Here is a 22,876-nt window from a genome sequence, read left to right on the forward strand (position 1 = left end):
ACACTCGAATCCATGTGGCTCACCTCCCTGCTTGTGACAACGTTGACATTCGCTCTTACACCGGCCACCACCACTCCCGAAGCCGCCGTCGCGGCGACGATCTGCGCCAAATACTGCGACAGCCGCGACCCCGCGCTTGCCGTCGGCGAAAGAAGACCCGGCACCGCGTCCGTCTGGGGCCGCGACATCACGCTGCACCTCTCGGACGGCGACAACATGGGCTGGGGCAGCATCGGCAACGGCGACCCCGGCGACGAAGTCTGGCTCGACCGTTCCTTCGACGGCGGCCGCACCTGGGCCGGCGACAGCCGGATCGGCGACACGAAGATCCCGTCCGGTCAACGCGGCTGGCGGACCCTGATGTTCAACGTCGACGATCCCGCCACCCACCGTTTCGGCGCCCTGCGCGCCTGCGGGAAGGCCGGCAACCGGCCGGAAATCGCCTGCACGCCGTGGTTCCGCACGACAGTCGCCGCGAACGACCGCACCGAAGCCGCCGCCACCGCGCTCATGCAGTTCTACGACAACGGCACCGGGCTCTGGCAGACCACGGGCTGGTGGAACTCGGCGAACGCGCTCACCGCGATCCTCGACTACAGCACCCGCACCGGCTCGCAGAACTACCGCTACGCCATCGGCAACACCTTCGACCGTAATCGTGGCGACAACTTCACGAACGAATACATCGACGACACCGGCTGGTGGGCGCTCGCCTGGATCCGCGCCTACGACCTGACGAAGGACCGCCGTTACCTCGACACCGCCGTGATCGCGGCGAACTACATGTACTCCTACCGCGACGGGACCTGCGGCGGCGGGCTCTGGTGGTCGACGGCGAAAACGTACAAGAACGCCGTCACCAACGAGCTGTACGTCAAGGTCGCGGCGTCGCTGCACAACCGGCTCCCCGGCGACACGCTCCAGCTCGCGCGGGCACGCGAAGTCTGGGACTGGTTCCGCGCGAGCGGCATGATCAACGGCGCCGGTCTGGTCAACGACGGCCTGAACTCCTCCTGCGCCAACAACGGGCAGGCCGTCTGGACTTACAACCAGGGCATCGTCCTCGGCGCGCTGGTCGAACTGAACCGCGCGACCGGTGACGCCGCCCTGCTCACCACTGCCCGGCGTCTGGCGGACGCCTCCACGACGACGTCGCTGCTTCACTCGAACGGGATCCTGCGCGACCCGTGCGAGTCCGGTGACTGCGGCGCCGACGGGCCGTCCTTCAAGGGCGCGTACGCCAGGGGCCTCGGCGAGCTGGACCGGGCGCTGACGGGCAGGCCGTACCACGCTTACCTGACGCGGCAGGCGAACTCGACGATCGCGAACAACCGCACGTCGCTCGATCAGCACGGCCTGCGCTGGGCCGGGCCGGTCGACAGGATCGACGCAGCCCGCCAGCACAGCGCGCTGGAGGTCCTCACCGCAGCTCTCTGAGCACCGGATCCGGAACGTGAAGCCAGGCGCGGACCTCGGTCTCCTTCTCGTGCACGAGCACCTGCCGGTAGCTCATCGTGTCGAGACCGGGGCCGCCCTGGTCCTGGACGTCCTCGTGGAACCGGTCGGAGACGAGCACCACCACGGGCGACCCGTCCGGCGCTTCGGTGAGCGCGTTCCGCAGGACCTGTGAGTCGAGCAGCCGCGCGAGGAGCACCTTCGGCCGTCCCGTCACGCCGTACTCGTCGAGCGCGATCTCGCCGGCGTGGATCGCCACCCGCACCCGGATCCGCAGGCCGGGCTCGGTGGCGACGTTGTACCTGGCCAATTCCGCGGTCAGCCGCGAGAGGAGCGGGTACACCAGGCGGAACTTCGGGAAATGCGGCGGGACGACGACGATCATTCCGTCCCCAGTGTCGCGTTTCAGGCAGGCGTCCCAGGCGATCCCGCTGGTCTCGAAGGCTTCGGCCAGCATGCCGAAGAGCATCCTCCGGACCTGGACGAAGACTTCGCTGCTGCGCCCGACCTGGCCGAAGCCGGCGACGTCGATCGAGAACAGCCCGCAATGCATACCGGACTCGACCCACGCCGTCGGCGGCGGATAGAGGATCCTCCTCCGCAGCAGGGCGAGGTGGACGCAGGTCCCGGCGATGAACAGGATCGTGCCGAAAAGCCAGGCGAACGAGAGCACCGCCTCCGACTCGCCCTCCGCCGCCGCCCGTTCGAGCAGGAACGTCATCCCGACCGCGATACCGCCATAGCCCAGCACGAACAGCCACAGGACGGCACGCCGCAACCGGATCGCGGCGTGCGCGACCGGTAACAGCGCGAGCATGCCGAACGACCCGACGACCACCACGAAATACCAGAGACTCACGACGCGTTGTGCGGTCGAGACGCGTGTGGGACCGGTTCCGACGGTCACCTTCTTCCCCCCGTCACCCTGTGACACCGGGAACGATAACGCCTCATCCACGCCGGGTGGAAGCCGCTTTCCCCAGCCGTGACCCGGCCATCGGGACGGCGTGATGCGCCACACCGGAGGCTCGGGAGGACGAAGCTGTCGGAGGGGACGGATATCCTCCAGTACGGTGTCGCGTTGAACACCACCTCCACGAGCTAGTTCGCGAGCCATGACTCCAGGAGAAGTACCCAGTGACTGCTGAGACCCTGTACGGGGCCGACGACCTGACGCATCTCGAGGGTCTGGAAGCGGTCCGCAAGCGCCCCGGGATGTACATCGGTTCCACCGACAGCCGCGGCATCAACCACCTGTTCTCCGAGGTCGTGGACAACTCGACCGACGAAGGTGTGGCGGGTCACGCCACGAAGATCGTGGTCACCCTGCACGCCGACGGCAGTGTCCAGGTCGACGACGACGGCCGCGGCATCCCCACCGGCACGCACGCCAAGTCCGGTTTGTCGGGCGTCGAGCTGGTGCTGACGAGGCTGCACGCGGGCGGCAAGTTCGGCGGCTCCGGCTACAAGACCTCCGGTGGCCTGCACGGCGTCGGCGCCTCGGCGGTGAACGCGCTGTCGCACCGCTTCGACGTCACGGTGAAGCAGAGCGGCAAGGTCCACCAGATGTCTTTCGCGCACGGCGTCCCCGGCGTGTTCGACGGGCCCGGCCCGAAGGCGAAGTTCACCCGCAAGTCGGGGCTGAACATCACCGGCAAGATGAAGCGGGGCGAGCGCTCCGGCACGTCGATCCGGTACTGGTACGACACGCGCTACTTCGAAAGCGGCGCCGCGCTCGACGTCGAGGGTGTCCGCGCGAAGATGCGCAACACCGCCTTCCTCGTCCCCGGCGTGACGTACGTGCTGCGCACCGCCGTCGACGATTCGATCAGCGAAGAGACCTTCCACTTCCCCAACGGCCTCGCCGACATGGTCGACTTCCTCGCCCCGGACAGCGAAAAACCCGTCTGCGGCACGCTGATCATCAACGGCGAAGGCACGTACAAGGAGAACGCGGCCGACGCCAGCGGCGTCATGCAGTCCAATGTGGTGCGTCACGCGGAGGTCGAGGTCGCGCTGCGCTGGGGAACCGGTTACGAGCGCACGGTGGAGTGCTTCACCAACACCATCCGCAACGTGCACGGCGGCACCCACCGCCGCGGTTTCGACCGCGCGGTGCTGAAAGCCTTGCAGGACGCCATTTCCAAAACCCGCGGGCTGCTCAAGCCCAAGGAGGACATGCCGACCGTCGAGGACGTGCTCGAAGGAATGACGGCGGTCGTCCACGTCCGGCTGCCCGAGCCGCAGTTCACCTCGCAGACCAAGGACGAGCTGTCCACCGCCGGGATCACCCGCGTCATCCAGGGCATCGTCGACAAGCACATCCGAGCCTGGACCGAAGAGCGCAAGACCAAGTCCGAGGCGAAGATCGTGCTGCAGAAGGTGGTCGACGCGGCACGCGTCCGGCTCACCCAGAAGCAGCAGAAGGACGCGGCCCGGCGCAAGACCGCGCTCGAAGGCGCGGCCATGCCGCCGAAACTGGTCGACTGCCGCACCACCGGCGTCTCCCGCAGCGAACTGTTCCTCGTCGAGGGTGACAGCGCGCTCGGTTCGGCGCGGATGGCGCGCGTGTCGGAGTACCAGGCGCTGCTTCCCTTGCGCGGCAAGATCCTCAACGTCCAGAAGGCGTCGCTCGGCGACACCCTGAAGAACGCCGAGATCGCCTCCATCGTGCAGGTCCTCGGGGCGGGCAGCGGGCGCACGTTCGACCTGTCGACCATGCGCTACGGCCGGGTGATCCTGATGGCCGACGCGGACGTCGACGGTTCGCATATCCGCACACTGCTGATCACCCTGTTCGCCAAGTACATGCGGCCGGTCATCGAGGACGGCAGGCTCTACGCCGCGATGCCGCCGCTGCACAAACTGGTCACCAAGGGCCGTAACCCGGAAACCCATTTCACCTTCACCCAGAAGGAGATGGAGACCAAGTACGCGGAGCTGGAGCGGGCTGGCAAGCAGATCGTCACGCCGGTGCCGCGCTTCAAGGGTCTCGGCGAGATGGACGCCGACGAACTGTGGGACACCACGATGAATCCCGCCACCCGCTCGGTCCGCCGTATCACCCTCGACGACGTCGAAGCCGCGGAGAACGCGCTCGAGCTGTTGATGGGCGAGAAGGTCGAACCGCGCCGCAACTGGCTGGTCGAATCCTCCGACCGGGTCGACCGCGAAGCCATCGACGCCTGATTTCGTTGCTATTCAAGGAGCTTTGAGCAATGGCACGCCGTAAGGGCACCACCACCAAGGTCGACCCCTCCGCGTTCGACAAGCCCGGCGCGAACGTCTTCGACAACTCGCTGAAGACGGAGATCGAGGATTCGTACCTGGAGTACGCCTACTCGGTCATCCACTCGCGGGCGCTCCCGGACGCGCGGGACGGGCTGAAGCCGGTGCACCGCCGGATCATGTACTCGATGAACGAGAACGGCTACCGGCCGACGCACGCCTACGTGAAGTCGTCCCGCGTGGTCGGCGACGTGATGGGCAAGTACCACCCGCACGGGGACACGGCGATCTACGACGCCATGGTCCGGCTGGCGCAGGACTTCTCGCTCAACGTCCCGCTGGTCGACGGGCACGGCAACTTCGGCTCCCCCGACGACGGCCCGGCCGCCTCGCGGTACACAGAAGCGCGGCTGTCCCCGGAGGCGATGCTGCTGGTCGGTGAACTCGGCGAGGACACCGTCGACTTCCGGCCGAACTACGACGGCTCGCTCGAAGAGCCGTCCGTGCTGCCGGCGGCGTTCCCGAACCTGCTGGTCAACGGCACTTCCGGGATCGCGGTCGGGATGGCGACCAATATGATCCCGCACAACCTGACCGAGGTCATCGGCGCGGCGCGGTGGCTGATCAACCACCCGAACGCCACCCTCGACAAGCTGATGGAGTTCGTCCCCGGCCCCGACTTGCCGACCGGCGGTTCGCTGCTGGGCCTCGACGAGGTCCGCCGCGCGTACGAGACCGGCCGCGGCGTCGTGCGGATGCGCGCCAGCGCCGAGACCGGGCCGCTGGAGGGCAGCCGCGGCCGCCAGGCGATCACCGTCACCGAACTGCCGTACGGCGTCGGCCCGGAGAAGGTGATCGAGAAGATCACCGACGAGGTCAACAAGTCCAAACGGCTCACCGGCATCGCCGACGTCAAGGACCTCACCGACCGCGAGAACGGCACTCGGCTGGTCATCGAATGCAAGGTCGGGGTGAACCCGCAGGCGCTGCTCGCGGATCTGTACCGGCTCACGCCGCTGGAGCAGTCGTTCGGCATCAACAACCTCGTGCTGGTGGACGGGCAGCCGCAGACGCTGGGGCTCAAGGCGCTGCTGGAGGTCTTCCTCAGCCACCGCTACGAGGTCGTCACCCGCCGCACGCGCTACCGGCGCCGCAAGCGCGAAGAACGCCTGCACCTGGTCGACGGTCTGCTGATCGCCTTGCTCAACATCGACAAGGTGATCAAGCTGATCCGCGAGAGCGAGAACGCCGCGGCCGCGAAGGACGGCCTGATGAAGCGGTTCAAGCTCTCGGAGATCCAGGCGACCTACATCCTGGACACCCCGCTGCGGCGGCTCACGAAGTACGACCGGATCGAGCTCGAAGCCGAGCAGGACAAGCTGCGCGAGGAGATCGCCGAGCTGTCGAAGATCCTCGACGACGAGTCGGTGCTCAAGAAGGTCGTCTCGGCCGAGCTGGCCAAGATCGCCAAGGACCACCCCACCGAACGCCGCACCGCGCTGATCGACGGTGACCTCAAGGAGGTCCTCGCCGCGTCGAAGCCGTCGGGTCCGCTGGAGGTCGCGGACGACCCGTGCCAGGTGATCCTGTCGGCCACCGGGCTGGTCGCGCGGACGGCGGCGGAATCGGAGGAGGCGTCGGAAGTGCGGCGCCGCAACGGCCGCGTCAAACACGACTCGGTGTCCGCGGTGGTCCATTCGACCGCGCGCGGTCAGGTGCTGCTGGTGACCAACCGCGGCCGCGCGTTCAAGACCGACGTGCTGCCGCTGCCGGTGCTGCCCGAGCAGGCGGGCACGGTGTCGCTGCGCGGAGGGATGGCCGCGAAGGAACTGGTGCCGCTGGAGAAGGGCGAGCGCGTCATCGGGCTGGCCCCGCTCGGCGACCAGGCGGCCGGCTCCCCGGGTCTCGCGCTCGGCACGAAGCACGGTGTCGTGAAGGTGTGCTCGCCGGAGTGGCCGGTCCGCTCGGACGAGTTCGACGTGATCAGCCTGAAGGACGGCGACGAGGTCGTCGGCGCCACCTGGCTCACCGACGGCGAAGAGACGCTGGCGTTCCTGTCGTCCGAAGCGTCACTGCTGCGCTACCCGGCTTCGCTCGTGCGGCCGCAGGGTCTCAAGGGCGGCGGCATGGCAGGCATCACCGTGCGCGGTGAAGCCGAAGTGGTCTTCTTCGGCGCGATCCGCACCGACGACGCCGAACACGGCGAGCCGATGGTCGTCACCGCGACCGGCGCGAGCGTGAAGGTGACCCCGTTCAGCGAGTACCCGGCCAAGGGCCGGGCGACCGGCGGTGTCCGGGCTCAGCGGTTCCTCAAGGGCGAGACACGGCTGGTCGTGGGCTGGATCGGCCCGCGTCCCGCCGGCGCCTCGCGCACCGGTGACCCGGTGGAGCTGCCCGAAGTCGACATCCGCCGCGACGGCTCCGGCCACGCCCACCCCGGCCCCGAGGTCGTCGGCCACCTCATCGAACGGGACTGACCCCGCACCACCCGTGCTTGGGGGCGTAACTCGCGTGACGGAAGCCGTAACTCGCGTGCTTGGAGCCGGAACTCATCCACCACCTGAGTTACGCCTCCAACCACGCGAGTTACGCCCCCAATCACGCGAGTTCCGCCTCCAATCTCGCGAGCTGGCCACTCAATCACACGTGTCGTCCGTCCAATCACACGTGTCGTCCGTCCAATCACGCGTGTCGTCCGTCTGATCACACGTGTGAGGTTCCCCCTTGGGGCCGGACACCTTGGTTCCAGACATGGGTCTGGAGGGAGGATGTCTTGGTGTCGCGTTCGTCGAAGTATCCGGAGCAGTTCCGTCGGGATGCGGTGGAGTTGGTTGGCTCGAGTGATCGTCCGTTGCGGCAGATCGCCCGTGAGCTGGGGGTTAACCATGAGACCTTGCGGTCGTGGGTGAACGCGGCGAAGCAGGCCCAGGCTGAGCCGCCGGAGGACCCGGGGGTCTCGGATGAGGTGCGGGCGTTACGGAAGCGGGTCGCTGAGCTGGAGAAAGAGAAGGAGATCCTGCGTAAAGCGGCCGCTTATTTTGCCAAAGAGATGGATCGATGATCTACCGCTACCGGTTCATCTCCGAGCATCGCGCCGAGTTCGGTGTGAAGCGGTTGTGCCAGGTCCTGGGTTTGCGCCGGCAGGGCTATCACGAGTGGGTCGCCGCGCGGAAGGTCCGTGAGGCGCGGGAGGACGCGGAGCAGGACCTGGTGCTGCTGATCACCGCGATCCACGCCGAGCACAGGGAGGCCTACGGTGCGCCGCGGGTCACCGCGGAACTGCACCGACGTGGGGTCGGTGTGAATCACAAGCGGGTGGAACGGCTCATGCGGGAACATCGGATCGCCGGGATCACCCGCCGCAAACGCCGGTCGCTCACCAAGGCCGATCCTTTGCCGGTCGCGGCGGTTCAGGATCTGATCCGCCGCGATTTCACCGCCGAGCACCCTGGTCAGCGGTTCGTCGGGGACATTACCTGCCTGCCCACGTTCCAGGGCTGGCTCTACCTGGCCACGGTGATCGACCTGCACACCCGCGAGGTGGTCGGGCACGCGATGGCCGATCACCTGCGCGCAGACCTGGCCTGCGACGCGATCACCCTGGCCACCGCGCGCGGCCTGATCGACCATGACGCGGTGTTCCACTCCGACCGCGGGGTGCAGTACACCTCGGGCCAATTCCGCGCGGCGCTGGCCAAGTCCCGGATCCGCCCGTCGGTCGGACGGGTCGGATCCTGCTACGACAACGCCGTCGCCGAGTCGTTCTTCGCCACTCTCAAAACCGAGATCGGCACCACGATCTGGCGAACCCGTGACCAGGCACGACACGACATATTCCGTTATCTCCACTACTACAACCACGACCGTCTACATTCGACAGTCGGCCACCACACACCAGCCGAAACCCGTCTCGACTACGCTCAAACCCACGCAGCCGCGTGAAAACCCCGTGTCCGCACCCCGGGGGGAACCTCACACGCGTGTCGTCCGTCCGATCACGCGTGCTGGCCCATCGGTCACCGGGCAGCCGACTCCCCAAGTGGTAGCAAAGGTCCCTTGCTCCCCCGCCGCCCGCGCCCACCGCATTCAGAGGACTAAACGCGAGGTCCCAAGAGGCCCTTCGCGATGTGCGTCACCTGGATCTCGTTGCTTCCCGCGTAGATCATCAGCGACTTCGCGTCCCGCGCGAGCTGCTCCACCCGGTACTCCGCCATGTACCCGTTCCCGCCGAACAGCTGCACGGCCTCCATCGCCACCTCGGTGGCCGCCTCCGACGAGTACAGCTTCATCGCCGAAGCCTCGGCCAGTGTCGGCATCTTGCCCGCGCGCAGGGTCTCGATCAGCTGGAAGACCATGTTCTGCACGTTGATCCGCGCGACCTCCATCTTCGCCAGCTTGAGCTGGATCAGCTGGAACCGCCCGATCTCCTGACCCCACAGCTTCCGGTTCTTCGCGTAATCCACGCAAAGCCGGTGGCACTCGTTGATGATCCCGAGCGCCAGCGCCGCGACGCCGATCCGCTCGACGGCGAACCCGGACTTCACCTCGGCCTTGCTGTCGCCGTCGCGGCCAGTCTCGGATTCGCCGAGCAGCCTGTCCCGCCCGAGCCGCACGTCGCTGAAGAACAGCTCACCGGTCGGCGAGGACATCATGCCCATCTTCTTGAACGGCTTGCCCTGTGTGAGCCCGGGCATCCCCTTGTCCAGCACGAACGTCAGCACCTTGCGATCCCGCACGTCCGAGCCGTCGTCGAGCTTCGCGTACACGATGATCGTGTCGGCGTATGGCCCGTTGGTGATGAACGTCTTCTGTCCATTGAGGACGTATTCGTCCCCGTCGCGCCGCACCGACGTCTTCATCCCGCCGAAAGCGTCCGAGCCGGAGTCCGGTTCGGTGATCGCCCACGCGCCGACCTTCTCGAAGGTCGCCAGCCCGGGCAGCCACCGCTCCTTCTGCGCCTGAGTGCCCTTGGTCAGGATCGTCTGCGCGGTCAGCCCGATGCTCACCCCGAGCGAAGCGACGATGCCGAGGCTGACGCCGGCCAGTTCACTCACCGCGATGAGCGCCATCGCCTCCTGCCCACCGAACGCCAAGCCACCGCCACCGCCTCCGGACCCGCGATCCCCAGACAGCAGTTTCGACACCGATTCCCGCGCGAGCGCGTCGATGCCGAAGGACGCGAACATCTTCCGGATGATGTCGTACGGCGGCAGCGTCCCGCTTTCCAGCGCGTCGAGGTGCGGCCGGATCTCCTTGTCGACGAACTCGCGGATCGCGTCCCGGATCAGCAGTTCGGTCTCGGACCACTCGATCACGGCAGCCTCGCGGCGATGTCGTCGATCTCCCAGGCCGCCTCGGTTTCGATCACCTTGACGTCGTGCCAGCCCGCGAGTTCGGAGATCGCGCCGCCCTGTACCGCGAACACCTTGCCGGTGAGCGGGCATTTCTCGGTCGCGAGGTAGGCCACGAGCGGCGAGATGTTCGCCGGGGAGAACGCGTCGAACTCCCCTTCCTCGACCTCCTGCGCGAAGATCGCGCCCATGCCCGGCGTCGCCAGGGTGAGCCGCGTGCGCGCGATCGGCGCGATCGCGTTGACCCGCACGCCGTAGCGCTCCAGCTCCTCGGCGGCGACCAGCGTCAACGCCGCGATGCCCGCCTTCGCCGCGCCGTAGTTCGCCTGTCCCGCGTTCGGCAACGTGGTCCCGGACGCCGAGGCGGTGTTGATCACCGAACCCGCCACCGGCTCACCGGCCTTGCTCGCGGTCTTCCAGTACGCGGCCGCGTGCCGCAGCACCGCCGCGTGCCCCTTCAAATGCACGGCGATCACGGAATCCCACTGGGACTCTTCCAGTCCCGCGATGAAAGCGTCGCGCAGGATGCCCGCGTTGTTCACGACGACGTCCAACCTGCCGAACTCGCCCACCGCCTGCGCGACCAGTTCCTCGGCGCCCGCCCAGTCGGCGACGTTGGCCGTGTTCGCCACGGCCTTGCCACCGGCCGCGCGGATTTCGTCGACGACTTCCTGCGCCGGGCCCGTGTCGGCACCGCTGCCGTCGTTGGCGCCGCCGAGATCGTTGACCACGACGCTCGCGCCCTCCCGCGCGAACAGCAGCGCGTGCTCGCGGCCGATCCCGCGTCCGGCGCCGGTGATGACGGCGACCCGCCCGTCGAGTGCTCCCATGGCTTTGCTCCTACTCCGCGAATTCCGCGAGGCCGTCTTTGATCACGACGGTTTCGCCGACGGTGGTTTCGAACGCGTAGCTCCCGGTGCCCGCGCTCCAGATGGACGTCGTCAGGTCCTGTCCGGGCAGCACCGGTTTGGCGAACCGGACGGCGAACCGCTTCAGTCTGTCCACATCGGACCCGGCGACCTCGGTCAGCAGCGCCCACGAGGTGAACGCCATGGTGCACAGGCCGTGCGCGATGATCCCCGGCAGTCCCGAATCCTTCGCGACCTCTTCGTCGAGATGGATGGGCATGGGGTCACCGGCGGCGGGCGCGTACCGATACGTCTGGTCGTCGTCGACATGCTGGCTGACCTTCGCCACCGGCGCCTGCGAACGCAGGCCTTCGTCGAACTTGTGCTCCGGCCCGAGTTCGCCCCGCGTCTCGCCGGTGTCGAACCCGCGCACGAACAGGGTCACGTACTGCTCGTTGACCAGGTCGCCGTCCTCGGTCCGGCATTCGAGGTGGATGGTGCCGCGTGTGCCGTTCTTCAGCCCTTCGTAGCCGGTCATCCGCGCCCGCGACACGAGCTTGTCGCCGGGACGGATCGGCCGGTGGAACCGGAATTCCTGTTCCCCGTGCACGATCCGGCCGAACAGGCCGACCGGGACGACCTCCAGCGCGGGTTCCATCAGCGACTCGAACACCGGCACGATCGCGAACACGGGGCTCGCGACGTCCCCCGCGAGATGCGCCGGGATCGGGTCGTTGGTGGCCTTCGCGTACTCGATCAACCGCTCGCGCGTGACCTCGAACCGGGACTCGTCGGTCCACTTGCCGAGCCCGCCGGGGTCGAACCGCTCGGTCACGAGACCAGCGCCTTGAAGTTCTCCAGGGAGGCGTCGAGGTTCTTCTTGCCGTCCTTCTCGACGGCCTTGCCGAGCGCGCCGACGATCATCTGGCCGGCGAACTCCGCGTCGATGCTGGCGAGCGAACCTTCGCCGGACGCCTCCACCGACAGCTCGAACTTGACCTTCACCCCGGCCATCCCGGTCCCGGAGATCGCCAGCTTCGACGGCGCCTCGAACTCGTCGACGGTCCAGGTGATGGTGTTCGGCATCCCGAGCATCGTGACGACCTCGGAAGCCTGGGCCCCCTTGGAGAATTCGGCCGGGACCTCGCCCTTCCACTTGGTGTGGATGGTCAGCCACTTCTCGAAGTTGTTGGGGTTGGAGAACTCCGCCCACACCTTGCCGGGAGCGGCGGGGAGTTCGACGGAGGCACTGATCTTGCCCATGGTTCTTCCTTCCGGGATCAGCGCTCGGCGCGCTGGTAGGCGGTGACGACGGCGGCGCCGCCGAGTCCGATGTTGTGCTGCAGGGCGGCCTGGACGCCGTCGACCTGGCGTTTGTCGGCGGTTCCACGCAGCTGCCAGGTCAGTTCGGCGCACTGGGCGAGGCCGGTGGCGCCGAGCGGGTGTCCCTTGGAGATCAGCCCGCCGGACGGGTTGACGACCCACTTCCCGCCGTAGGTGGTGTCTCCGGAGTCGACGAGCTTCCCCGCCTCACCCTCGGCGCAAAGCCCGAGCGCTTCGTAGAGCAGGAGTTCGTTGGCGGAGAAGCAGTCGTGCAGTTCGATGACCTGGAAGTCCTCCGCGCCGAGCCCGGCCTGGTCGTACACCTGGCGGGCGGCCTGGACGTTCATGTCGTAGCCGATGATGTTCTTCGCGGTGCCGTCGAAGGTGCTGGCGAAGTCGGTGGTCATCGCCTGCCCGACGATCTCCACGGCTTGACCGGCCAGCCCATGCGAATCCACAAAGGACTCGCTGGCGAGGATCGCCGCGCCCGAGCCGTCGGACGTCGGTGAGCACTGGAGCTTGGTCAGCGGGTCGTAGATCATCCGCGAGTCCAGGATGTCCTGCAGCGAATAGCTTTCCTGGAACTGCGCGTACGGGTTGTTCACCGAGTGCCGGTGGTTCTTCTCGCCGATCTTGGCGAAGTGTTCGGCGGTGGTGCCGTAGGTCTTCATGTGCTCACGGCCCGCCGCGCCGAACATCCACGGCGCCGGCGGGAAGAGCACTTCGGAGATCTCCGCGAGCGCCTGGATGTGCCTGCCCATCGGCTGCTCGCGGTCGTCATAGGTCGAGCCGAGTGATCCAGGCTGCATCTTCTCGAAACCCAGCGCGAGCGCGCAGTCCGCGCGCCCGCCCCGGATCGCCTCCGCGGCCAGGTACAGCGCGGTCGACCCGGTCGAGCAGTTGTTGTTGACGTTCACCACCGGGATCCCGGTCATGCCCAGTTCGTAGACCGCGCGCTGCCCCGAGGTCGACTCGCCGTAGACGTAGCCGACGTAGGCCTGCCGCACCTCGTCGAAGGAGATGCCGGCGTCTTCGAGCGCCTTGGTCCCGGACTCCTTGGCCATCTGCGGGTAATCCCAGTCCTCGCGGCGTCCGGGCTTCTCGAACTTCGTCATGCCCACGCCGACGACGTACACCTTGTTGGCCACCACGACGCTCCTTGTCGTTGCCGGGTCGCTGCTGCCACTGAAGATACAGACAGGATTGTATTTATCAACCCCTTACATACAGGCCTGCACGGATGTTACTTACGGCACCCTGGGTGTCAGGTGACGCAGACGAGCGCCCCGCGCCCCCGCTAAACAGGGCGAACACCACTCACAGGGGGTATTCGATGAAACGAACGAGCATGGTCCTGGCCGCGACCGTCGTGGCCGGACTGCTGTCAGCGGGCACCGCCTCGGCGAGCGACTGGACGATGAGCTACCTGCCGTTGCCACCCGGCGGCAGCGGCACGGCGCGGGTGGCAGGCACGAACGGCGCCGGGGGCTACGCGGGGACCTCCGACGGAAAGCTGATCACCTGGGACGGCGGGACCTTCGCGGACCACGGCATCCCGGCGGGCTACACCTCGGTCGAAGCGGTGGACGAGAACGCGTCCGGCTCCGTCCTCGGCAACGCCGTCTTCTACTCGGAAGGGAGCCGCTACCCGAACAAGCACGCCTTCGCGTTCGAGAACGGCGGCTTCCGGTTTCTGGGGAAGGTACCGGGTTACCACAGCACGCAAGCCCTCGGCACGAACGACCGCGGCGACGTCGTCGGCACGGTGTTCAACGACATCCGCTACGGCTCCACCGCCGCGTTCTGGCCCTCCGGCGACCGCGAGCACCCGGTGAAGCTGGACGTCCCGCCGTTGCTCACCCCCGTCGACATCGACCAGGACGGCACCATCCTGCTGAACGAGCAGTTCGGTGGCACCTGGCTCTGGAAGGACGGGGTGCTGCGCCAACTCGTTCTTCCGGAGGGTCTCCGCGAATCACGCGGGATCGCGATTCGGAACGGGAAAGTACTGGCCTCGACCCAACTGGGCGACCGGCTCTGGACGGCGTTCGACAGCTCCGAGCAGGTGCCGGGCAACATGTACACGATGGCGCTCAACGGATCCGGCCTGGTCACGGGGTGGGTTTCGCCGAGAACCCCCACGGTGTGGTCATCGGGCGGTCCGGTGGCGGCGCTCCCGTCCCCGGGCAGCGCGTACGGCACCGTCGTGGGCGACAACGGCGAGATCGCCGGAACGCTGGAGGGCGGCGGCAACGACGGCATCCCTGTGGTGTGGCGCCGCGGCCAGGCGGCGTCCGGTAAGTCTGACTTACCGGAAACTGCCTAAAGTCGGGGTATGGATCCCGAGGAGCTTCGGCAGCGGTTCTCCCTGCTGACCACCGCGCATCTGACCGACGGCTGCGTCCGCGCCGGCGTCCCGGTCCGGTGCGCGCCCGCCGGTACGCACGCGGTCGTGCCCGATGGCCGCGTCGCCGGGCGGGTCACCCCCGCACGGCACGTCGGCAGCGTCGACGTCTTCCTGGAGGCGTACGAAACCGCGAACCCCGGCGACGTCCTCGTCGTCGACAACGGCGGCAGGCTCGACGAGAGCTGCGTGGGAGACCTCGCGGTGCTCGAAGCCGAGGCGGCCGGGCTGAGCGGCGTGGTCATCTGGGGACTGCATCGCGACACCGCGGACATCAAGAAGATCGGGCTGCCGGTGTTCAGTCTCGGCTCGATCCCGACCGGTCCGCTCTCGGTCACCGCCCGCCCGGACGACGCGCTCGAGTCGGCCGTCGTCGGCGAGTGGACGGTGACGCGGGAGGACCTCGTGTTCGGCGACGAGGACGGCGTCCTGTTCGTTCCGGGCGACCGGGCGGACGAGGTCCTGGACCGAGCCGAGGGCATCCGTGACACCGAGCGGCTCCAGGCCGACCGGATCCGTGCCGGAGAGTCGCTTCGCGAGCAGGTGCGCTTCGCCGACTTCCTCGCGGAGCGCGCGAAGTCGCCTTCGCTGACGTTCCGGCAGCACCTGCGGGCGGTCGGCGGCGCCATCGAGGAGTAGCAAGGGACCTTTGCTACCACCGGAGGCCCTGACCAGGGAAAACGTGCCCCGGCCGGGCCTCCGGCACCGGGCTTACGACGTCTTCGAGCCGCCCAGCCACAGCAGACCGTCGATGACGAAGCGGTTCTGCACCTCACTGCCGAAGGTCGACGAAAGTGGCTGGTTCGTCTCGTAGTTCATCTTGTTGTGCCCGAAGTTGGCGTACAGCATCTTGTACTTGGCGTTGGTCCAGAGGATCGGGTAGTACCCGCTGTACCAGGACTGGTTCGGATCGGTCCCGAGCGGGAAACTCACCGGATCCACCGAGGCGAGGATCCGGATGTCCGGGTTCCCGCGCAGGTCCCTGTTCCAGGCGTACCACTCGCTCACCGACGAGGTGAAGGTCGCGGGCAGCCGCGCGGTCGACGGATGCGGCCGGTTCTCCACCTTCAGCGTCGCCGTCGTCGGCCCCCAGGTATTGGACTTGAACGCGCCCGTGCCGAGGAAACGGTTGTGATACCAGTCCCAAGTGGACGGATTGGTGTTGAACGCCGCCACATGGAAGCCCAAGAAGGCGCCGCCCGCGTTCATGTACCGCTCGAAGCCCGAACGCTGCGCCGAGGTCTGCGGAAGGTCGTCCAGGAACAGCACGACCTGGTACCGCGAGGGCTGCAGCGAGTTCAGCCGGTTCCAGTCGTTGGTCGCGGTGTAGCCGAAGTTGTTCTGTGAAGCGGTTTTCGGGAACCACTGGTTGGCTTCCTTGACGAAACTGATGTGCGCCGCGTCGTAGGTGCCGTTGTAGAAGGCCAGCACCTGGAACGCGGGGGCCGCCTGTGCCGTCACCGGCGCCAACGCCAGTGCGAGACAGGAAACGAACAGCAGAGCGAGCCGGACCGCGAATCTCCTCATAACTCACCACCCATGCCGAAAGTGCGTAAGTTCATATCTTGAATTAACACATGACAAAGCGCCAGACCTGCGAAAAAGACGGTTCCCGCTGACCGGCACCGCTCCATATCGATAACCTGGGCATTATGGAACTGCGGGACATCGAGATCTTCCTGGCGCTGGCCGACGAACTGCATTTCGGCCGCACCGCGGAACGCCTGCACGTCTCGCAGGCACGGGTGAGCCAGACGATCAAGCAGGTGGAACGCCGGATCGGCGCGCCGCTGTTCGCCCGCACCAGCAGGCGGGTCCGGCTCACCCCGATCGGTGAACGGCTGCGGGACGACCTCGGCCCCGCCTACCGTGCGCTGCACGAAGGCATCGACCGCGCGATCGCGGCCGGACGCGGGATCGGTGGCGTGCTGCGGCTGGGTTTCGAAGCACCCGGCGTCGCCGACCTGATCGAAGACCTCCTGGACCGGTTCCGGCAGCGCTACCCGGACACGGAACTGCTCATCCGCGAAGCCGATTTCGCCGATCCGATGGCGATGCTTCGGTCGGGTGAGATCGACGTGCTGGTGACCCTGCTTCCGGCCGACGAGCCGGATGTCACGACCGGACCGGTCGTGTACACCGAACCGATGGTGCTCGCGGTGTCGTCGAAACACCCGTTCGCGCGGCGGAAGTCAGTGACCCTCGACGACCTCGCCCGCGACACCGTCCTTCGCGCGGCTCATCCGCCGGAGCCGTACTGGATCGAGGAACCCCGGCAGTGGCTGACGCCGGCCGGGCACCTCGTGTCCCGGGGCAAGCCCTTCGCGACCTTTCAGGAGCTGCTCGCCGCGATCGCCACCGGCGCCGGCATCTGCCCGCTCGCCGCGCACGCGCGGGAGTACTTCAGCCACCCGCGAATCCGCTTCGTGCCCTTCGCCGGCTCACCCGACGTCGAGTGGGGCCTCGTCTGGCCGCGCTCCGCGGAGACGGCTCGCGTACACGCCCTCGCGACCGTCGCGTCCGCTTCGCGCCCCTGACCTGCGAAAAGGGAGCAAGGGACCTTTGCTACCGCCTGGGGGGTGTGGAAATAGGGACGTTGAGTGTCCCTATTTCCACACACCCCGCACTCCGCGTAGCGATGCACCCTGACCGTGTGGATTCCGGGACGTCGGATGTCCCGAAACCCACACCGTGACCTGCCGAAAGAGAGCAAGGGACCTTTGCTACCACCCGGCCGCCCCCACCGACCCCGAACAGCGTGAAGGCCCCCTTCCCTCGGCTCAGCCGAGGGAAGGGGGCCTTCACGGGAGAAACCTAGCTGACGACCTTCTGCACCCAGTCCTGCTCCAGCTTCACGACCTGCCCGTTCGCCGTCACGGTCGGCGTGCCGAAACCGGGGCCGTTGCCGAAGTCCTGCTGCAGCGACGGGTCCGTCGAGATCTTCTTGTACGCGTCCTGGATCTCCTGCTCGTAAGCGCCGCTGTTGACCTTGAGCGCGAAGGCCGGGTCGGTGATGCCGACGTCCTGGCCGAGCTTGATCAGCTGCGCCTTGTCGAACCCGCGTCCGCCTTCCTCCGGCTGGTCCTTGAACAGCGCGTCGTGGAAGGCGAGGAACTTGCCCGCGTCGGCCGCGGCGAGCGAGGCGTTGGCGGAGTCCAGCGAGTAGCCCGGCGGGTCGGAGCGCTGGTTGAGCATCGGCAGCATGTGGTACCGGACCTGCAGGGTCCCGTTGTTCACCTGCTCCTCGATCTGCCCCTTGAACGACTCTTCGAACTGCTTGCAGACCGGGCAGAGGAAGTCGGCGTAGATGTCGATGGTCTTCTTCGCCTCGGGCTTGCCGACGACCACGGCCGCCCCCTCGCGCTTCTCGACGACACCGGGCGCCGAGGTGGTCGGCTGCGCCCCGATCACCTTGCCCTCGGTGCTGTCCTTGCTGGACGTCGTCCAGATCACGCCACCGATCACCAGCGCGGCGAGCACGACCACCGCGACGGTGATCGCGACGACCTTCTTCTTGTCGCCGCCCGCGACGCCCCTGGCCTGTGCCACCGAGCGCGACGCGGTCTGCTGCTGCTTGCGTTTCCGAGCGTTGCGCTCAGCTCCACCCACGATTATTCGTTCCCTTCAGCGATACCCACATAGTCGTCGTCGGCGGGGGCTTGAGAGTTCCCGAGCCAGCCGTCCACGGACAGCCAGGTCCGCGGCCGCACGATCAGCCAGACACCCAGTAGCGCGAACCCGAGGTCTCTGGCGATCTCCTGCGGATACCTCGTCTGATCCGCGGCGATCTGACCGCCACCGCCGAAGCAGCCACAATCGATGCTCAGCCCGCGCGCCCAGGATTGGGCGATCGCGGCGATGAGCACCGCGAGCAGCAGCACCGACAGCACCGACACCCACCGGGTCACGAATCCGGCGAGCAGGAACAGGCCGAGCGCCAGTTCGACGAGCGGCATCCCGATCGCGACCGGGCGGACGAGCCCGTCCGGCAGGACGTCGAAAGCCTGGACCGCGATGTAGGTCTGTCCCGGATCGCTGATCTTCAGCGCTCCGGAAACCAACCAGACGGCGGCCAGTCCGAGCCGGGCGAGTGTGCCCACGGCGTCGAGTACGACTTGGGGCGGTCTACGCACGGGCCTAGGCTAACCGCCGACCCTGAGAACAATGTGAGGCGGCGGACGGAGGCACCCGATGAGGGGACGCGCCCTGCTGGTGGCCTGCTTGATGCTGGTCACAGCGGCGGCCTGCGGCGAAGAGGCCGGTCCATCGGATTCTCTCGTCGCGCGCGCCGTCGCCACCAACAAACTCACCATCGGCATCCGCTTCGACCAGCCGGGGCTTTCCAAACGGACGGTCGACGGCCGCTACGTCGGCTTCGACGTCGACGTGGCGAAGTACGTCGCGAGCGAATTGGGGGTCGACGAGGATCACATCACCTGGCACGACAGCAGGCCGTCGTCCCGCGAGACGGACATCACCTCGGGGATCACGGATCTGATGGTGGCGACCTACTCCATCACCGAAAAACGTAAACAGGTCGTCGGTTTCGCCGGGCCCTATTTCGACGCGGGCCAGGATCTGCTCGTCCGCCTCCGGTCGACCGACATCACCGGCCCGGAGAACCTCAACGGCCGCAAGCTGTGCGCCGTGGGCGGCACCACTTCCGCCGAACAGGTGCGCGACAAGTTCGCGCAGGCCGTCCAGCTCGTCGAGTACCCGCGCTACCAGGATTGCGTCACGGCGCTGCTCGCCGGTCAGGTGGACGCGGTGACCACCGACGACGTCATCCTCGCCGGTTACGTGGCGCAGAACCCGGAGTTGCTGCGCGTCGTCGGCAAGCCGTTCTCGGAGGAGAAGTACGGCGTCGGCCTGCGCAAGGAAGACGCCGAAGGCCGAGCGGCGGTGGCCAAGGCGATCCAGAAGATGATCTCGTCGGGGGAATGGCTCGAATCGCTGAACCGCAACATCGGCCCGTCCGGCTACCGGATCCCGCCCGCGCCCGAGGTCACCGAGAAGTGACCCTTCCCGATCTGCCGGTTCGCGCCGTCCTGCCCGAACTCGAAGCCGCGCTCGACGCCCACGGCACCGCGGTGCTCGTCGCACCCCCGGGAACCGGCAAGACCACGTTGGTGCCGCTCGCGCTGGACACCGGCGAAGGCCGGGTGATCGTCGCCGAACCGAGGCGGCTGGCGGCGCGGGCCGCGGCGGCCCGGATGGCGTCCCTGCTGGGGGAACGGATCGGTGAGACGGTCGGCTATTCGGTCCGCGGCGACCGGAAGGTGTCTTCGTCGACGCGGATCGAAGTGGTGACGTCGGGCTTGCTGGTCCGGCGGGTGCAGGGCGATCCCGAACTCGCCGGAGTGTCGACCGTCCTGCTCGACGAATGCCACGAACGCCATCTCGACGCGGATCTGCTGCTCGCGCTCCTGCTGGACGTGCGCGCCGGGCTGCGCGACGATCTGCGCCTGCTCGCGACGTCCGCCACCGTGGCGTCCGGACGGCTGGCGGCCCTGCTCGGCGACGCGCCGGTGATCACCGCGCACGCGAGGACGTATCCGGTCGACGTCTCGTACTCCCCGCCGGCGCGCGGCGAGCGGATCGAGGCGGCCGTCGCCAGGGTGATCCACAAAGCACTGTCCGAAGGGGACGGTGATGTGCTCGCCTTCCTGCCCGGGGCGGGAGAGATCGCCAGGGTGAGCGGCCTGCTCGGCGGCCTAGACACCGACGTGCTGCCCTTGCACGGGCGGCTGTCGGCGGCACACCAGGACGACGCGCTGCGCCCGCGCGCCCGCCGCCGCGTGGTGCTCTCGACGTCGGTCGCCGAGTCGAGTTTGACCGTGCCGGGCGTGCGCGCGGTCGTGGACTGTGGCTTGTCCCGCGTGCCTCGTGTCGATCACCGGCGCGGCCTGCCGGGGCTGGCGACGGTCCGCGTATCGGCCGCGGTCGCGGAACAGCGCGCCGGCCGGGCCGGGCGTGAGGCACCTGGCCGCGCGTACCGGTGCTGGGCGGCGCACGAACAGGGCTCCCTGCCCGCGTACCCCGAGCCCGAGATCCGGACGGCCGAGCTGGCGCGGTTCGCGCTGGAGCTCGCGTGCTGGTCCACACCGGACGGTTCCGGCCTCGCCTGGTGGGATCCACCCGGCGAGGGCGCGCTGGCCGCCGGGCGCGCGTTGCTGACCACGCTCGGAGCGACCGCGGAAGACGGCACGGTGACCGAACGCGGCCGGAAGATGGCCGGGCTGGGCCTGCATCCGCGGCTGGCGAGGGCGTTGCTGGACGGCGCGGCGCGGACCAACGCGCGTTCGGCGGCCGAGGTCGTCGCACTGCTGGACAGCGGTGGCACGCTGACCGACCTCGAAGCCGAGCTGCGGCGAGTTCGCGGTGACGAGCGCTGGAAACGCGACGTGCGAAGGCTTACCCGGCTGGTTCCCGACGGTGGCAATGCCTCTGATCCGGCACTGGTGGTGGCGCTGGCGCATCCTGAGCGGCTCGCGCGACGGCGTTCCGCGGGGACACCGGTTTACCTGATGGCCGGTGGTACGGCCGCCGAACTTCCGCGTGGAAGCGGGCTTGCCGACGTCGAATGGCTGGCGGTGGCCGAAGCGACCCGCGATCCCGGCCGCGCGCAGGGCATCATCCGGCTCGCCGCGCCCGCGGACGAAGACCTCGCCGTGCGGGCCGCGCCGAATCTGGTGTCCTCAGTGGACGAAGTGCACTGGGCTTCGGGCGACGTCGTGGCACGGTCGGTGCGACGACTCGGCGCGATCACGCTCTCGGAGAAGCCTTTGCGCTCGCCCGCACCGGACGCGATCCGCGCCGCCCTGCTGGACGGGTTGCGCACCGAAGGGCTCGGCCTGCTGCGCTGGACCGAGGACGGCAAGCGGCTGCGCGAACGACTGTCCTTTCTGCACCGAGTGACGGGTTCGCCTTGGCCTGACGTCTCCGACACCGCATTACTGTCCACTCTGGACACTTGGCTCGATCTCGGTTCCGCTCGCCGCCGATCGGAACTGGCCGCACTGGACGCGGGCGCCGCGCTGCGCGGACTGCTGCCCTGGCCGGAGGCGTCACGTTTGGACGAGCTGGCGCCGGACCGGCTGGAAGTGCCGTCGGGTTCGCGGATCAGGGTCGATTTTTCGGGTGAACAGCCGGTACTCGCCGTCAAATTGCAAGAGACGTTCGGCTGGCTCGCGACGCCGGAGCTGGCGGGAGTCCCCGTCGTGCTCCATCTGCTCTCCCCGGCGGGACGGCCCGCCGCGGTCACCGCCGATCTGGAATCGTTCTGGCGCAATGGTTACGCGGCCGTGCGTGCCGATCTTCGCGGGCGCTACCCGAAGCATCCGTGGCCCGAGGACCCGCTGAAAGCCCCTCCCACCCGGCGCACCTCACGAGGTCAGTCCATCAGCTGATGCTGAGGCGTGGTCGGCAACCGCGCCGCCAGCTCCTCGTCGTCCTCGCGCTCGTTCAACCCCAGCTGCACCGCGCTGCGGATCTGCTCCCGGTTCTCCCGCACCACATGTGCGAAGAACTCGTCGATCCGCGGGTCGGTCAGCACTTCGAGGATCACGCGCATCGCGGTGTCGATCACCGAACGCACCACCTCGTCGTGGAACGGCAGTTTCGAAAGCCTCCCGGCCTGCGGATCGTTCTTGAGCTTCTCCGCGATGATCCCCCGCAGCAACGTCTGGTTCTCCCCGAGTGAGCGCGCGAGGTTCTGCGGATAGTTCCCGGTTTCCAGCACCTTCACGACCTCGTCGAGCACCGCGATCGTGATCGGCTTCTTGATCGCGAGCACGATCGGCCGGGAAAGCCGTTCGACCAGCCGTTGCGTGAACCGCTCCCCGAACGCGCGGTCCGCGGTGCGCGCGAGCCGGACGAGCACCACGACGATCCGCAGCAGCCGGAACCCGCGCAGCGCCGGATGCGCGATGGGGATCATGCCGAGGATCTCGTACCAGTTGCGCAGCGGGAACCACTTCTCCCAGCCGCAGCGCCGCCACCGCCAGAGGAATTCCAGCGCGAAGATCCCGCACACCGTCGTGTCGATGACGAAGACACGATGCGCCGTCTCCGCCGAATGAGGGAAGAACGTCACGTAGGCGAGCAGCCCGACGGAGAACACGGCGAGGGCGAGCATCACCAGGTCGAGCGGATTCACACGCCGTTGTTCGCGGGTGGTCATGGCGCCGATTGTGCCTTTCCGCGGCGACTCGTGCCGAGCGGCACCTGCCGAAAGTAAGGGGTGGCCGATGACTTCGGGGCAATGC

Annotated in this window: 20 protein-coding genes; 10 read left to right on the plus strand and 10 right to left on the minus strand. The window is 67.9% G+C overall.

Annotated elements, in window-relative coordinates; translation table 11 throughout:
- Positions 1-12 precede the first annotated feature (12 nt).
- Complete coding sequence (locus ACZ3HL_RS27180; protein WP_465534548.1) at positions 13-1,437, plus strand: glycoside hydrolase family 76 protein; 1,425 nt, start codon at positions 13-15, stop codon at positions 1,435-1,437.
- Here the strand turns inward: ACZ3HL_RS27180 and ACZ3HL_RS27185 are convergent.
- Positions 1,421-2,362, minus strand: coding sequence for a hypothetical protein (locus tag ACZ3HL_RS27185; protein ID WP_465419886.1), 942 nt, complete (start codon positions 2,360-2,362; stop codon positions 1,421-1,423). The genes ACZ3HL_RS27180 and ACZ3HL_RS27185 overlap by 17 nt on opposite strands.
- A 230-nt stretch (positions 2,363-2,592) precedes the next feature.
- Between ACZ3HL_RS27185 and ACZ3HL_RS27190 the strand changes: the two genes are divergently transcribed.
- From ACZ3HL_RS27190 to ACZ3HL_RS27205, 4 genes are all read left to right on the plus strand, one after another.
- Complete coding sequence (locus ACZ3HL_RS27190) at positions 2,593-4,644, plus strand: DNA gyrase/topoisomerase IV subunit B (RefSeq protein ID WP_465534549.1); 2,052 nt, start codon at positions 2,593-2,595, stop codon at positions 4,642-4,644.
- Between the two features lie 29 nt (positions 4,645-4,673).
- Complete coding sequence (locus tag ACZ3HL_RS27195; protein WP_465534550.1) at positions 4,674-7,160, plus strand: DNA gyrase/topoisomerase IV subunit A; 2,487 nt, start codon at positions 4,674-4,676, stop codon at positions 7,158-7,160.
- Positions 7,161-7,459: 299 nt separating this feature from the next.
- Positions 7,460-7,744 (plus strand): transposase, encoded by a 285-nt coding sequence (locus ACZ3HL_RS27200; RefSeq protein WP_465534596.1) that lies wholly within the window; start codon positions 7,460-7,462, stop codon positions 7,742-7,744.
- The gene (locus ACZ3HL_RS27205) at positions 7,741-8,625 is read left to right on the plus strand and encodes an IS3 family transposase (RefSeq protein WP_465534551.1); all 885 of its coding nucleotides are present in this window, start codon (positions 7,741-7,743) and stop codon (positions 8,623-8,625) included. Before ACZ3HL_RS27200 ends, ACZ3HL_RS27205 begins: the two co-directional genes overlap by 4 nt.
- 152 nt (positions 8,626-8,777) lie before the next feature.
- On the opposite strand, the gene ACZ3HL_RS27210 is transcribed toward ACZ3HL_RS27205, so the two are convergent.
- The 5 genes from ACZ3HL_RS27210 to ACZ3HL_RS27230 are packed head-to-tail and all read right to left on the minus strand — an operon-like array spanning position 8,778 to position 13,356.
- Positions 8,778-9,998: an acyl-CoA dehydrogenase family protein gene (locus tag ACZ3HL_RS27210; protein ID WP_465419878.1), complete on the minus strand. Its 1,221-nt coding sequence runs from the start codon at positions 9,996-9,998 to the stop codon at positions 8,778-8,780.
- Entirely contained in the window at positions 9,995-10,864 is an 870-nt protein-coding gene (locus ACZ3HL_RS27215; RefSeq protein WP_400943397.1) for an SDR family oxidoreductase, read from the minus strand. Before ACZ3HL_RS27215 ends, ACZ3HL_RS27210 begins: the two co-directional genes overlap by 4 nt.
- Before the next feature lie 10 nt (positions 10,865-10,874).
- The gene (locus ACZ3HL_RS27220) at positions 10,875-11,717 is read right to left on the minus strand and encodes a MaoC/PaaZ C-terminal domain-containing protein (protein WP_465534552.1); all 843 of its coding nucleotides are present in this window, start codon (positions 11,715-11,717) and stop codon (positions 10,875-10,877) included.
- The gene (locus tag ACZ3HL_RS27225) at positions 11,714-12,145 is read right to left on the minus strand and encodes a type II toxin-antitoxin system Rv0910 family toxin (RefSeq protein WP_219145707.1); all 432 of its coding nucleotides are present in this window, start codon (positions 12,143-12,145) and stop codon (positions 11,714-11,716) included. Before ACZ3HL_RS27225 ends, ACZ3HL_RS27220 begins: the two co-directional genes overlap by 4 nt.
- 17 nt (positions 12,146-12,162) lie before the next feature.
- The gene (locus tag ACZ3HL_RS27230; protein WP_340684257.1) at positions 12,163-13,356 is read right to left on the minus strand and encodes a lipid-transfer protein; all 1,194 of its coding nucleotides are present in this window, start codon (positions 13,354-13,356) and stop codon (positions 12,163-12,165) included.
- A 182-nt stretch (positions 13,357-13,538) separates the two neighbouring features.
- On the opposite strand from ACZ3HL_RS27230, the gene ACZ3HL_RS27235 reads away from it, so the two are divergent.
- Both ACZ3HL_RS27235 and ACZ3HL_RS27240 read left to right on the plus strand, forming a co-directional pair.
- A complete protein-coding gene (locus ACZ3HL_RS27235) occupies positions 13,539-14,531 on the plus strand; it encodes a hypothetical protein (protein ID WP_465534553.1) in 993 nt (330 codons plus the stop codon).
- A gap of 9 nt (positions 14,532-14,540) precedes the next feature.
- A complete protein-coding gene (locus tag ACZ3HL_RS27240; protein WP_465534554.1) occupies positions 14,541-15,248 on the plus strand; it encodes an RraA family protein in 708 nt (235 codons plus the stop codon).
- A 72-nt stretch (positions 15,249-15,320) separates the two neighbouring features.
- Here ACZ3HL_RS27240 and ACZ3HL_RS27245 read toward each other — a convergent pair whose 3' ends face one another.
- Positions 15,321-16,136: a ThuA domain-containing protein gene (locus ACZ3HL_RS27245; protein WP_465534555.1), complete on the minus strand. Its 816-nt coding sequence runs from the start codon at positions 16,134-16,136 to the stop codon at positions 15,321-15,323.
- A 125-nt stretch (positions 16,137-16,261) separates the two neighbouring features.
- Between ACZ3HL_RS27245 and ACZ3HL_RS27250 the strand changes: the two genes are divergently transcribed.
- Entirely contained in the window at positions 16,262-17,146 is an 885-nt protein-coding gene (locus ACZ3HL_RS27250; protein WP_465534556.1) for a LysR family transcriptional regulator, read from the plus strand.
- A gap of 277 nt (positions 17,147-17,423) precedes the next feature.
- Here the strand turns inward: ACZ3HL_RS27250 and ACZ3HL_RS27255 are convergent, their stop codons facing one another.
- Positions 17,424-18,218, minus strand: coding sequence for a DsbA family protein (locus ACZ3HL_RS27255; protein WP_465534557.1), 795 nt, complete (start codon positions 18,216-18,218; stop codon positions 17,424-17,426).
- Between the two features lie 2 nt (positions 18,219-18,220).
- On the minus strand, positions 18,221-18,709 hold the full coding sequence (locus ACZ3HL_RS27260; RefSeq protein WP_465422063.1) for a MauE/DoxX family redox-associated membrane protein: 489 nt from the start codon (positions 18,707-18,709) through the stop codon (positions 18,221-18,223).
- Positions 18,710-18,800: 91 nt separating this feature from the next.
- Here ACZ3HL_RS27260 and ACZ3HL_RS27265 point away from each other — a divergent pair, with 91 nt between their 5' ends.
- Complete coding sequence (locus tag ACZ3HL_RS27265; protein ID WP_465421994.1) at positions 18,801-19,628, plus strand: glutamate ABC transporter substrate-binding protein; 828 nt, start codon at positions 18,801-18,803, stop codon at positions 19,626-19,628.
- Entirely contained in the window at positions 19,625-22,018 is a 2,394-nt protein-coding gene (gene hrpB, locus ACZ3HL_RS27270; protein ID WP_465534558.1) for an ATP-dependent helicase HrpB, read from the plus strand. The genes ACZ3HL_RS27265 and hrpB overlap by 4 nt, the downstream gene beginning before the upstream one ends.
- On the opposite strand, the gene ACZ3HL_RS27275 is transcribed toward hrpB, so the two are convergent.
- The gene (locus ACZ3HL_RS27275) at positions 22,003-22,791 is read right to left on the minus strand and encodes an ion transporter (RefSeq protein ID WP_465534559.1); all 789 of its coding nucleotides are present in this window, start codon (positions 22,789-22,791) and stop codon (positions 22,003-22,005) included. The genes hrpB and ACZ3HL_RS27275 overlap by 16 nt on opposite strands.
- Between the last annotated feature and the right edge of the window lie 85 nt (positions 22,792-22,876).

The sequence above is a fragment of the Amycolatopsis sp. NPDC000009 genome (assembly GCF_055563465.1).